Consider the following 12,590-nt stretch of genomic DNA (forward strand, 5'->3'; position numbering starts at 1 on the left):
CCATCTCACAATAAATTTTTTAATCTTGCATAAACTGTTTTAATCGATCCATCGCCGTCAAAAGCACAGGCAGACTAGATGCGTAACTGAGGCGAATGTAGCCAGGCATGCCGAAGGCCTCTCCCGCAACAACCGCCACGTGAGCCTCTTCCAACACCTTAGCGACAAATTCACTAGATGTGGTCACTTGTTTGATAGCCATGGCTGCCGTGACATCTGGAAAGAAGTAGAAGGCCCCCTGGGGCTTAGTGGCTAAATGAAAGCCGGGTAAGGCCGTCAAAAGTGGGTAAATCGCATCACGTCGCCGTTTAAAATCAGCGCGCATGCTAGCTACCGAAGCTTGATCCATGGTCAGCGCCGCCTGGGCAGCCACCTGGCTCACAGCTGCCGCGTTCCCCGTCATATGAGATAACACGGTCTTCATCGCCTGAATCAAAGCAGGCTGGCCAATGGCATAACCAATTCGCCAACCGGTCATCGCGTAAGTCTTGGAGACCCCACCGATTAACACGGTCTGCGCTGTAATAGCCGGCGTAATCCCCACGATCGATGGTGCCACTGCCGAACCATCGTAGACGAGTTCGCCATAAATGTCATCAGCAATGATCAGCACATCTCTGGCAACCGCCCATTGACCAATTGCCTGTAGTTCCTCACGAGTGTAAACGACACCGCTTGGATTTTGAGGCGAGTTGAGGATCAGTGCCCGGGTTCGTGGCGTATAGGCTTGCGCCAATTGGACCGGTGTTACCTTCAGATTAGCATTAGAATCGACCGTCACTGGTCGACCACCCGCTAACCCCACCTGTTCAGCATAACTGACCCAGTAGGGTTTTGGCAAGAGGACTTCGTCACCGGGATCCAACAAAACTTGGCAGAGCGCGTACAATGCTAATTTTGCCCCCGTTGTCACGACTACCTGATCGGCGGACACGTCGACCCCGTGTAGTCGCTGAACTTGTTGACTGACAGCCTCACGAAGCGGCAAAATCCCCGCCGTATCTGTGTAACCATCAACCCTTCCAGCGTTAATGGCCGACACTGCCTGTGCCTTGATTGGTGCTGGCGTCGGGAAGTCCGGCTGACCGACACTCAGGTTGATCACATCGACCCCCGCCGCTTGAAGTTCCCTAGCCCGTTGACCGGTTGCCAGCGTTGCTGAGGGCCGTACCGCTTGTGCTCGCTTAGAAAGTCGCATCGTTATCCTCCTTGCTAAATGTTGGCGATCTGCTGGAGAACCTTTCCATTACTATATTGGAAGGTCACGTAGCAGAGCTTCCCACTCTGATTGAGGTAACCCACCTGCCAGGCTGGCTTGCCGTTAAAGATCCGCAAAGCTGCCGACAGAACCTTCTTGGGATTACGCTTCCAGACCTGCTGGAGTGCCGTATTTCGCGACATTCCCGCGCTTTGTTTCAACACGGTAACCTCTTTGCCGGACTTGGAAATAACCGCATAAACATCTTGTTTCTGCTTGTTTTTACCAGCTACTGTGTAGTAAGTGGAATTTAAATTCGTCCAGTAAAAATCACTGGTACTCGTCAGATGTCCCGATTTTTTGGCGATTCGTTCCGCCCGAACCTGGTCCTGACTGAGCGGCTTAGTGGCCCGGCGAATCACTATGCCCGCGCTGATTAACAGCACCAGGACAACGACCAGTATGCTCAGGAGCACCCAGTGACGTGGCCGACGACGCCGTTGATATTGTTGTCTCATCAATTCTCTTCGTACTCCCTTATCAGAATTCAATCTTTTCCAATTATATCAAACTTCCGGGGGCGTCACCGGATTGTTCGGCTTTTTTTCAAAAAATTTAACCAAGCCTTGCGAAATGGTGGTAATGTCGCCATCCGTGCGGCTGAGATCGGCGGGTAAGGCCCGAAGAATACTCTTGCCATACTGCCGTTCAAGGAGCCGTTGATCTAGAATCACGATAGCCCCGCGATCGGTCGGTGTCCGAATAAGACGACCTACCCCTTGACGCAGGCGTAAGGTGGCCGCAGGAAGCGCCGCATTGTAGAACGGATTCTTCCCTGCAGCTTCCAAACGGGCATAATTGGCCTTTACGAAGACGCGGTCAGGCGAATCGAATGGCAGCCGTGTCACAATCAGAAGTTCCAGTTGTTCCGCGGGCAGGTCAATGCCTTCCCAGAAACTAGCTGCACCTAACAAGATGGCGCCATGACTAGTTGCAAATCGTTTGGCAATTCGCTCACGACTCCCACTAATCCCTTGCGCAAAGATCTCTCGATTGGCAAATTCTGGTTGTTTGATCAACTGCTGGTAGACCTGTTCGATCACGCTCAACGAGTTGAAAAGTACCAGCGTTTGCTTATTCACAGCCCCCGCCAGTTGGGTTATTGCAGTTGACAAATAGACAATATAGTCACGTGTCGACACCTTGCTGAGGTCTGGACCATCATCTGCCACGAATAATTCGGCCTGTTCGCCGTAATCAAAGCTCGATCGCATGCGATGTGTGGTTGTTTCATCCCGCTCAAGATCGAATTGGTCGAGAATATATTGCGAACGTCCCGAGGAGAATAGTGTCGCCCCGGTTAACAGAACTGGCTGAAAATGCGTGTAAATCTGACGCCGCAAGAAGCCTTCCGTGGCTAATAGCCCACTGGCTAGTTGCAGACTATTTCGATCTCCAACGTGATTAATCGTCAACCAGAACAAGCTGGCCGGCCCCTGCTGGGTCACCTGATCGAAAATATCCACCAGCTGGGCCACGTTCTCATCAATCACATGAACCCGAGTGTCGACTTGTTCGAAGATGTAACGTTCCGAAGGTGCAAAACGGTCGCGATGTTGTTCAAATTGCTGACGTAGCCGGCCCAACTGGATCAGTAAGGTGGTATTATCCTTCTGTACCGTATCCAAAAGGGGCTGGGTCTGTTGACTCATCGCCTCTAATTTGGCTGTCGGAATAAGCTGTTCAATGACTTGGTTCTGAGTATTTCCACGTTGCCCAGCCAAGAACGTTAAGAAGAGTTGGTTCACCAACTGGTGAAGGGTCTTCTCCAGGTTTTGACTAGTGACCAACAGACTATTGAGATTCCGGACTGCGGCAGCATTCCCACTGAACAATCGTAGCAGACTTGTCCCCATCTCACGACTGATCTCGCGTTGAATGTGGTGGAGTTCATTGATAATGTTGGCAAATTTTACCTGAGTCCGTCGTTGACGTAGCGTACTGTCAGCCAGATGCTGAGCCTCATCGATGACCAGATAAGGCTGCGAAAGCTGCTGACCTAAATCACTGGCATGTTCGCTCAGATAAGCATGGTTAACAATAATAATCTGAGCCTGTGCGACGCGCTGATCCCGACGACGTACAAAATCATCCTCGTAGAATGGATTATTGCTAGCCACGGCCCCTTCGTGAACAATCTCTTGGAAGTATGGGGCACGATACGTGGCCAAATGCAACTCATCGAGGTCACCTGTGGTCGTCATAGTCAGCCAGACCAACAATCTTAACTTTAGAAGTTGCGTCTGCTTGGAGCTTTCGGCAACTTTGAGGGTCGTGGCGAAGCGTTGTAAATCCAAGTAATGCCGCCCCCCCTTGACCAGAACAGCATTCATGGTAAAGGGCACAATCTGGTTAAGCAGTGGCACTGTTTGCGTTAACAGCTGTTCCTGTAGGAGCGTCGTGGCCGTACTAATCACGACTGGTCGATTACCCTGCGTCAGGTAAGCCATTGGTAAGAGATACCCGAGACTCTTCCCAATCCCCGTTGGGGCCTCCACAATCATCTGTTTAACCGGGTGAAGGTCGCTGTGGGCATAATTGTTATAGATGTAATTCATCATTTTGGCTTGTTCCGGACGCCATTCCAGATTATCCGGCATCAGTCGTTGCTTTTGTTTCTTTGTTTTCGGATACGTGCTGGGTTCGGCTAACGTCGCTGTTGGTAACGGCTGCGTCTGACGTAAAGCCAACCCATTCTTTACATAAAGGTAGTCCGGCAGTTTACGTGGTGTCGCTGTATTCAAGCGTAAGGCCACGTCAAAAAGAGCCGCCGTTTGGAGCGGTAGTTCCGGTTGTAAATCAATCATTTGCTGAAGGGTCACCAGTGGCAAGCCACGTAACCGACGGAAGAGGAAGATAAACAATTCGGCCGTCGCTCCAGCATCGCTATCCGCCGAATGTGGATTGTCGTGTTCGATGTTGAAGTAGCTACTCAGATCCCGTAACCGAAAGCTCGGTGCCGTCGGTAAGAGAATCTGGCTGAGAGAAACGGTATCCACTGCCGCAATGTCTAATTCTGGATAACCTACCCGAGCGAACTCTGAATTAATGAAAGGTAAATCAAAATTAACATTGTGGGCCACAAACACCGTATCCGTCAACAAGCTATACAGGGTCCCGGCCACATCGTCGAAGAGTGGCGCGTGACGGACCCGCTTGTTGGTGATTCCCGTTAGCCTTGAGATAGCTGCGGGGATCTCTCGAAGTGGATTCACATCCGTTTCAAAGTGATTGATCACCTGATTATGCTGGACGAAGACGCACCCAATTTGGATAATGCGGTCGCCATCTTTCACACTGGTCCCGGTAGTTTCAATATCCACCACCGCATAAACCGTGTCTTTATCCATAATATGCTCACCAATTTCTGCACAATTGCGATTATAACTGGCACTATGATACACCACTTAGCCAGGCAACGCTATCGTCGCGTTACCCCGATCGCTCGGTAATTCTATAGAAAGGGTTAATTTTTGACAGATTGGTAGTTTTTCAGGGGCAAAGCTAGCGCAATAGTTATCAGTAGAGTATGATGTTCTGGTAGATAATTTCATGAAGAAAGCGAGCGAGTAGACGTGGCTAGAACCGTTACCGGGCAAAGTAGTGCCAAAATTATTCTTATTGGTGATCACAGCGTTGTTTATGGACAACCGGCCATCGCCTTACCCCTTCCCTCGGTCCAAACCAATGTGACAATGCGTGCTACCACCAGCGGTCAACTGATCTCGAGTCGCTACTTTGACGGCCCGATCGACGAGCTGGGACAAAACTTAGCCGGTGTCGCGAAGCTAATTCACACCCTTTTAGACCGATTTAACGGCCAGAAGACGCCATTTTCCATGCGAATTGAGAGTGACTTGCCTGCCGAACGTGGCATGGGGTCCTCGGCCGCCGTGGCCGTGGCGATCACACGCGCGATGACTGCTTTTTTTGATCGAACCATGACTCGTGATCAGCTATTGGACACCGCTGCCATTGCCGAAAAGATTACCCATGGTAATCCGAGTGGGATCGACGCGGCAACGGTCAGTTCGGCCGTGCCAATTTGGTTCGTGCCTCATCAAGCTATTACCCAAATCCCTTTCGCCTTAAACGGTACTCTGGTCATTGCTGACAGTGGAATCAAGGGGCAAACGGGTAAAGCCGTGGCCGCCGTGGCACAGCGCAAAACCTTGTTCCCACAAGAGACTAATCAGCAGATCACCACGTTAGGTCAACTCGCTCAAAAAGCCAGAGTAACCTTGGCTAAGCCAGACCTTCCCGAACTCGGACGTATCATGAGTGCCGCTCAGGATCAGCTCACTGGCCTAGGTGTCAGTTCACCGGAACTGAACCAGTTAACGGCCGTTGCCACTGCTAATGGCGCCCTAGGGGCCAAACTAACCGGTGGTGGCATGGGAGGCTGTCTGATTGCTCTGTGTGCCGACCTACCAACTGCTAAACACGTGCAACAAGCGCTAACAACCGCCGGAGCCACTCAAACCTGGCTGGAAAGCTTTAATTTAGAGGAGGAACACGAATGATGCCCGCTGTTACAGCTCGTGCTCACACCAACATCGCTCTCGTTAAATATTGGGGGAAAGCCGATACCGAGTTCATCTTGCCTCAGACTAGCAGTCTTTCCCTAACCCTCGATCAGTTTTACACCGACACAACCGTCGAGTTTGACGATCGTCTATCTGCCGATGACGTTATCCTAAACGACCAACGGCTCTCGCCACAGGCCAGTCAAAAAGTTCATACGTTTCTTAACCTGGTGCGCCAAATGACTGCGGGCACCTCTTTTGCGCGAGTAACCTCAACGAACCACGTCCCCACTTCGGCTGGCCTTGCATCTTCGGCCTCAGCTTTTGCAGCCTTGGCTGGTGCGGCTAGTAAGGCTGCTGGCCTCAATTTGGATAAACCCGCCTTGTCACGCCTTGCGCGTCGCGGCTCTGGATCGGCAACTCGGTCCATCTATGGCGGCTTCGTTGAATGGCAAGCGGGTCACAATGACACCGATTCCTACGCTGTGCCAATTGCTGAACATGTCGATTGGCCCATAGCGGTCGTGGCCCTCGTCTTAGATCCCCACCATAAGAAAGTAAGCTCACGACAAGGAATGCAGAGTAGTGTGGCCACATCGCCCTACTACGCAACCTGGCGCGACGTTGTGGCTCAGGACCTGGCGGCCATCAAGCCAGCCATCCGCGACCATGACTTCCAAACACTCGGTGAAATTCTCGAGAGCAATGCCATGCGGATGCATGCCTTAACCCTGAGCGCTCAGCCTCCCTATACTTATTTTAACGGGGATACACTGAAAGCCATGGACGCCGTCCGGAAGCTTCGCGACCAAGGAATCCCTTGTTATTACACCCTGGACGCCGGTCCCAACCTCAAAATTTTCTGTGAGGAGCCAGCTGTCCCCACCATCAAGCAGTCTTTCGGTAAACTCTTCGGCGCCACCAATGTTATCGTCGCCCACCCGGGCCCCGGTCTGAAATTCTTAGTCTAAACCAACAAATTTATTGAATAGTAACAGAAGGGACCTGATCTTTTGATTTCCGCGCAAGCACCCGGAAAACTTTATATTGCTGGCGAATACGCCGTTGTTGAACCCGGTTATCCGGCAATTATTGTCGCACTTAACCAGTTCGTTACGGTAACTATCACGCCTAGCCACGACTACGGGCGAATTGCCTCCAAGCAGTACCAAGAAAACTCACTCTATTGGCAACGCCAAGGAAACGAGTTAGTCTTCGACAACCGGGACAATCCCTTTCACTACATCTTATCGGCCATCCGACTTACAGAACAGTACGCCCAATCTCTGGGTAAGCCCCTGGCCATCTATCATTTAAACGTCAACAGTGACCTCGACAGTGCCGATGGCAAGAAGTACGGTCTAGGTTCTTCAGCCGCCGTTACCGTTGCCACGATCAAGGCACTATGCCAATTCTATGGCCTTGAGATGAGTAAGGACCGACTTTTTAAGTTAGCCGCCATCGCCCACCTCGACGTCCAAGGAAACGGATCACTGGGTGACATTGCCGCCTCCGTTTACGGCGGTTGGATCGCCTACCAGGCCTTTGACCGCGATTGGTTGGCCTCCGCCCGGCGTGAACTCAGCCTAACGGACCTCTTAAATACTGACTGGCCAGGTCTCCAGATTGAACTGTTGACCCCGCCAGAATCCCTACGCCTGATGATTGGATGGACCGGAACACCCGCCTCCACCTCACATCTCGTCGACAAGGTGGCCCTCTTCAAAGCTACCCAACGACACGAATATCATACCTTCCTTCGGGAAAGCAAGGCCTGTCTGCAACGCATGATTGATGGCTTCCACGATCAAGATCTTCAGGCCATCCAACGTGAAATTGCGGTTAACCGTAACCTGCTGGATCACCTGGCTACCCTGAGTCATGTCACCATTGAAACCCAATTACTCAAGACGATGTGTGACATTGCCGTGGGTATCGGTGGTGCCGCCAAGTCCTCTGGTGCCGGCGGTGGTGACTGCGGAATTGTCATCATTAATGCCGCCCAAGAACTCGCCAACCTACTTCACGAGTGGGAAAAGCGCGGGATTGAACCGTTGAAATTAAACGTCCATCACGTGATCGAATAAGGAGTTTTATCATGGAAATTTCACGCCACGCCCACCGCAAGGACGAACACCTGTCGCTGGCGGAAAAATTTTATGCACCGGTGGCCACTAGCCAATTTGACGCGCTGCGTTTCATTCACCAAAGTCTGCCAGAAATGGCCGTGGCGGATGTCGACCTCACGACACACCTTGGCCCCTTGTCTCTGCCGGTACCCCTGCTGATTGAAGCCATGACCGGTGGATCACCACGAACGGGCAAGGTCAACGCGAGCCTGGGACGAATTGCCGCTCGGACCGGCATGGCCGTGGCTAGTGGTTCCCAAAGTATTGCGCTCAAGGATTCGCAAGCCATCGCCACCTTCACGCCTTTGCGGGAGAACAATCCTGACGGCCTGGTCTTCGCCAATATCGGAGCCGGCCATGGATCGCAGGATGCCCGGACCGTGGTGGATATGCTGGCAGCCGACGCCCTAGAGATTCATATCAATACGGCGCAGGAACTGGTTATGCCTGAGGGCGACCGAACCTTTCACTGGCTAGACAACATCGGTGAAACCGTCGCCCGTCTCGACGTGCCAGTCATCGTTAAGGAAGTCGGGTTTGGTATGGCCCATGAGACCCTCCAACAATTAGCGGCGATTGGTGTGACCTTGGTCGACTTAGGGGGGCGTGGTGGCACCAACTTTGCGCAAATTGAAAACTTCCGGCGCCCCGGCAAGGATCTTGATTACCTGGCCGGCTGGGGCCAGACAACCGTGGAGTCACTCCTAGAGGCTCGGCAACAATCTGAATTACAAGTCATTGCAACGGGTGGTATTCGCCAACCCTTAGACATTGCCAAGGCATTAGCACTCGGAGCTAACGTAGTCGGAAGTGCGGGACAAATTCTCCACCACCTGATCAAGACAGATGAGGGCGCCACGACCCAGTTTCTTTTGGACTGGCAAACTGGTCTCAAAACCATCATGACGTTGTTGGGTACCGCATCCATCGACACGCTTCAGCAACAACATCTCCTGCTATCCCCGGAACTTCGGGACTATTGTGAGCAGCGTCAACTGACTTATTAATCTAAATTAATCGCCATTATAACTAAAAAAGCGTGAACACAGTTGTTGTGTTCACGCTTTTTGGTAATCCCAACTAATCATCATAAACCATGAATCGTAAGCCTTTAGGGAAGAAATTCTTGACAGTACTCCCCACGACTTTGCCGAAACCCACGGGTTGTTCCTGACAGGTCAGGAGGTACCACCCCTTAACCGGCGCCGTCTCAAGCGTAAAGGTATCACCATGAACCCACTTGCGCCACTGCTGATCATTAATGGACAGTGTGTGAGCTGTGGTCCGTGGATCACTAGCCAGAGCTAAAGCATAGGCCGGTTCGAAGCGATTTTTCTTGAAGGTTCCGAGGTGCAGACCTGGTCGAAAAACGTGACACCGTTTGAGATCGGGAAGATCAGTCGGCACCGCAAAGAGTTGGTCCTTGACCGTGACGAGGTCGGTAAAGTCAACGGTTCCCAAGACCTCCTGGGCAAAGTCGGCCCACAAATGACGTTGATCAGCCGTGAGTGGCGTGCCTAACTTGGCCTTGCCACGGGGACGTCGACTCTCACCGGCATCACGCTCAAGTTTTGCGACGAAGTGTCCTTCACCCTTCATCAAGTGAGGAAATAGGCGTGCTGCCTTCTTTAATTCGGTATTGCCATCAGCCCATTCAGGAATCGCGTCAATCACGCCGGCAGTCTTGTCAATGGGAACGAGATGAAAGTCTGGGTAGTTACGCAGCACCCAGGCCATGGTTTGCTCGTCCTCTTCGGGCGCAAATGTACAAGTTGAGTAGATCAACTGACCACCCGGCTTAACCATCTTTAACGCCTCCGCTAGGATTTGATGCTGACGATCTGCACACTCCTGAACATAATCCAATGACCAATAGCCCATGGCGTCCGGATCCTTACGGAACATTCCTTCACCGGAACATGGAGCATCAACCAAGACCTTATCGAAAAAGTCTGGAAAGACGGGACTGAGTTGTTCGGGTGCATCGTTTAAAATCAACGCGTTCTTAACCCCGAATCGTTCCACATTTTCAGCCAAGATGCTGACCCGTTTACGGTTAATTTCATTGGTCACCAATAAACCGGTTCCTTCCAGGTAGCTTGCCAGATGTGTGGTCTTGCCGCCGGGAGCGGCACACAGGTCAAGGACCCGCTCGCCACGCTGAGGGGCGGCAGTCGCCCCAACAAACATGGCGCTGGGTTCCTGACTGTAGACGGCACCGCTCTGGTGAGCGAGAGTCCGGCCGCTAACCGGACCATAGTAACCGAACTTGGCATATGGCACGGCTGGAGCCGAGGTTAATTCCGATAGCTCGGCACGTGACGGATTAACACGATAGCCCCCCTCACTGGCTTCATCGAAACTCGCAAAAAAAGCCGGGGCATCTGGTCCCAAGAGACGCTGATATTTCGTAATAAAATCTTTTGGCAAATCCACCGTTATTCCTCCATTTTGTAGCTTACAAATTATTATTTTTAGGATTCAAATTGTCTGTCTTTTCAAACTTCTCCAATCATTATACGCGTTTCACCGACGATCGACTACCCCCTGGTAAAGAGGTGTCCCGGTCGCTTCTTTTCGTCGAATATGGTACATTGAGAGGGCTAGCTTAATTACCGATTAACAACCCCCAAAAATCAATTTACTGTGAGGTGTCCTTTGATGGAACGAAAATTAATTGCGATCGATCTCGATGGTACGACGCTCAATGCGGCCGCTCAGGTCTCGGCCAAAACCAAAGCCGTCCTGACTCAGGCCCGTGAAGCCGGCCATATCGTCAGTATTGTGACGGGACGGCCCAACCGGATCTCCGCTGACATTTATGACGAACTCAACCTTGACGGCCCCATGATTAACTTTAATGGAAGTCTCGGCCACATTCCCCACCACCAATGGGCAGACGAATACCAGTATACCTTTAACCGTGAGGTCGCCTTCGACCTATTGGCCCACCGCGAAGAGCTGGGTATCAACATGTTGGCAGCGGAAGGTAAGAATCTGTTCTTAGCCGTCCGCGACCACTCCGTTGAACTGGGCTTCTTCCCTTCAATTCTACAGACGAACCAGATTCTCAATCAAAAAACATTAACGGAAAACCCCACCAGCTTAACGGTCGCCGTCGATCGGTCGCATCAAGAACACCTACTGAGCTATATCCGACACCAATTCAGTGACGAGATCGATGCGGCGCCTTGGGGCGGTCCCAACGCCGTGGTTGAACTCGGCGTCAAGGGTGTGCAGAAGGCTACCGGTGTCGAAGTCCTCGCCCACCACTACAATATCAAACGAGAAAATATCATTGCCTTTGGAGACGAACACAACGACACCGCCATGATTGACTACGCCGGCTGGGGAGTCGCTATGCAAAATGCCACGCCTCAGATCAAGGCACTGGCTAGTGACGTGACCCCGCTAGATAACGATCATGATGGTCTCGCTACCTATCTCAAGGATTACCTAAAATTAGCTGAATAAACGAAAACGCCGATCATTAGGATCGACGTTTTTTCTTTTACTGAAGATAGGCTTCAAGTAACTGTTCATAAAGAATTGTAAAGTTCAAATACATCTGGCGGTCAACGCATTCATCGATCTGGTGCGCCGTTTCATTACCTGGCCCAAAGACGATAAACGGAAAATGATTGCCCTTTTTCTTTAAGAGATTCGAGGCATCCGTCACCGCTGGCAAGGCTAAACGTGGAATTGCCTGCCCGGAGAAAGCTTCGCCGACCCGAGCCGCAACACGACTTAGTGGATTGTCACGCGGCTCAACAACGGGTGACTGGGACATGTAGATGTCCATCACCACGTGACCCCCTTGATCATTTTGCTGGGTCACCAATTGTTGCAACGTCTGAATGACTAATTGATTGTTAAATTCAGGAATCGTACGGACATTAATCTCGGCCACGGCCTGCCCCGGAATTGAGTTGACCTGATCCCCGGCATTGAAGACCGTCGTGTTAAAGGTTAGATCACCCAGGAGGTCATTGTGATGTTCGGTATCTCTAAACGCAATGTTGGCCTGATTCAATAACGCCAATAGAGGATCAATCGCATTCGCGCCCAATTCTGGCATAGAACTATGTGCGGTCTTTCCCGTCGAGGTCAACTTGATATCCATCGACCCCTTGTGGGCAGAGAATATCCGGTAACCGGTTGGTTCCCCAATCAGTAACGCATCAACATCATCCATGTCACCTGCTTCGAAGTAGGCCTCGGAACCCAGTTCTCCAACCTCTTCGCCGACGGTGGCCAGCAATCGAATGGTGCCGTGAGCCGGTTTGCCAATCGCATGAAGCTCAATCATGGCGACCACCAATGCGGCCAAACCAGCCTTCATGTCGGTGACACCACGACCATACAGGCGACCTTCACGCTCAGTTAGCCTAAATGGGTCGCTATGCCACGTTGACACATCTCCCGGAGCCACGACATCCATGTGCCCTGAAATTCCCAAAACAGGACTTCCATGGCCAATTTCCGCGATGAGGTTCGAACGAGTAGCGCTTAACGGAATTAACCGTGCCGCAATCCCATGTTCACCCAAGACCCGTTGTAAATATTGGGCGACATCCAACTCGTGATCGTTTACCGATTGAATGGCGACCAGATCTGACAATAACTGTACTTTTTGTTCATCTGTAAACACTGCCATCGTTGATTCCTCCTTCTAAA

General features: G+C 51.6%; 10 protein-coding genes. 5 read left to right on the forward strand and 5 right to left on the reverse strand.

Annotated elements, in window-relative coordinates; genetic code table 11:
- Nucleotides 1–19: 19 nt before the first annotated feature.
- The 3 genes from EKM71_RS01800 to EKM71_RS01810 are packed head-to-tail and all read right to left on the reverse strand — an operon-like array spanning nt 20 to nt 4,608.
- Entirely contained in the window at nt 20–1,198 is a 1,179-nt protein-coding gene (locus EKM71_RS01800) for a pyridoxal phosphate-dependent aminotransferase (RefSeq protein WP_125572961.1), read from the reverse strand.
- A 14-nt stretch (nt 1,199–1,212) separates the two neighbouring features.
- A complete protein-coding gene (locus tag EKM71_RS01805) occupies nt 1,213–1,716 on the reverse strand; it encodes a cell wall elongation regulator TseB-like domain-containing protein (protein ID WP_125572962.1) in 504 nt (167 codons plus the stop codon).
- Nucleotides 1,717–1,764: 48 nt separating this feature from the next.
- Complete coding sequence (locus tag EKM71_RS01810) at nt 1,765–4,608, reverse strand: helicase C-terminal domain-containing protein (RefSeq protein ID WP_125572963.1); 2,844 nt, start codon at nt 4,606–4,608, stop codon at nt 1,765–1,767.
- Between the two features lie 225 nt (nt 4,609–4,833).
- Here EKM71_RS01810 and mvk point away from each other — a divergent pair, with 225 nt between their 5' ends.
- The 4 genes from mvk to fni are packed head-to-tail and all read left to right on the forward strand — an operon-like array spanning nt 4,834 to nt 8,920.
- Nucleotides 4,834–5,781 (forward strand): mevalonate kinase, encoded by a 948-nt coding sequence (mvk, locus tag EKM71_RS01815; RefSeq protein WP_125572964.1) that lies wholly within the window; start codon nt 4,834–4,836, stop codon nt 5,779–5,781.
- Entirely contained in the window at nt 5,778–6,755 is a 978-nt protein-coding gene (gene mvaD / locus EKM71_RS01820; RefSeq protein WP_191986146.1) for a diphosphomevalonate decarboxylase, read from the forward strand. The genes mvk and mvaD overlap by 4 nt, the downstream gene beginning before the upstream one ends.
- Nucleotides 6,756–6,797: 42 nt before the next feature.
- Nucleotides 6,798–7,871, forward strand: a complete 1,074-nt coding sequence (locus EKM71_RS01825) for a phosphomevalonate kinase (RefSeq protein ID WP_125572966.1) — start codon at nt 6,798–6,800, stop codon at nt 7,869–7,871.
- An 11-nt stretch (nt 7,872–7,882) separates the two neighbouring features.
- A complete protein-coding gene (gene fni, locus EKM71_RS01830; protein WP_125572967.1) occupies nt 7,883–8,920 on the forward strand; it encodes a type 2 isopentenyl-diphosphate Delta-isomerase in 1,038 nt (345 codons plus the stop codon).
- Nucleotides 8,921–8,993: 73 nt separating this feature from the next.
- On the opposite strand, the gene EKM71_RS01835 is transcribed toward fni, so the two are convergent.
- The gene (locus EKM71_RS01835; protein ID WP_125572968.1) at nt 8,994–10,349 is read right to left on the reverse strand and encodes an RsmF rRNA methyltransferase first C-terminal domain-containing protein; all 1,356 of its coding nucleotides are present in this window, start codon (nt 10,347–10,349) and stop codon (nt 8,994–8,996) included.
- A gap of 225 nt (nt 10,350–10,574) precedes the next feature.
- Here EKM71_RS01835 and EKM71_RS01840 point away from each other — a divergent pair, with 225 nt between their 5' ends.
- A complete protein-coding gene (locus tag EKM71_RS01840) occupies nt 10,575–11,387 on the forward strand; it encodes a Cof-type HAD-IIB family hydrolase (RefSeq protein WP_125572969.1) in 813 nt (270 codons plus the stop codon).
- A gap of 37 nt (nt 11,388–11,424) precedes the next feature.
- Here the strand turns inward: EKM71_RS01840 and EKM71_RS01845 are convergent, their stop codons facing one another.
- Nucleotides 11,425–12,570, reverse strand: a complete 1,146-nt coding sequence (locus tag EKM71_RS01845) for an ArgE/DapE family deacylase (protein WP_125572970.1) — start codon at nt 12,568–12,570, stop codon at nt 11,425–11,427.
- Between the last annotated feature and the right edge of the window lie 20 nt (nt 12,571–12,590).

Origin of the sequence: Levilactobacillus huananensis (assembly GCF_003946145.1) — a bacterium.
Lineage (GTDB): Bacteria > Bacillota > Bacilli > Lactobacillales > Lactobacillaceae > Levilactobacillus > Levilactobacillus huananensis.

Bases quoted from the DNA above. Each gene is read 5' to 3' on its own strand.
- EKM71_RS01800 (WP_125572961.1), bottom strand. From the start codon at position 1,198: ATGCGACTTTCTAAGCGAGCACAAGCGGTACGGCCCTCAGCAACGCTG.
- EKM71_RS01805 (WP_125572962.1), bottom strand. From the start codon at position 1,716: ATGAGACAACAATATCAACGGCGTCGTCGGCCACGTCACTGGGTGCTC.
- EKM71_RS01810 (WP_125572963.1), bottom strand. From the start codon at position 4,608: ATGGATAAAGACACGGTTTATGCGGTGGTGGATATTGAAACTACCGGG.
- mvaD (WP_191986146.1), top strand. From the start codon at position 5,778: ATGATGCCCGCTGTTACAGCTCGTGCTCACACCAACATCGCTCTCGTT.
- fni (WP_125572967.1), top strand. From the start codon at position 7,883: ATGGAAATTTCACGCCACGCCCACCGCAAGGACGAACACCTGTCGCTG.
- EKM71_RS01840 (WP_125572969.1), top strand. From the start codon at position 10,575: ATGGAACGAAAATTAATTGCGATCGATCTCGATGGTACGACGCTCAAT.
- EKM71_RS01845 (WP_125572970.1), bottom strand. From the start codon at position 12,570: ATGGCAGTGTTTACAGATGAACAAAAAGTACAGTTATTGTCAGATCTG.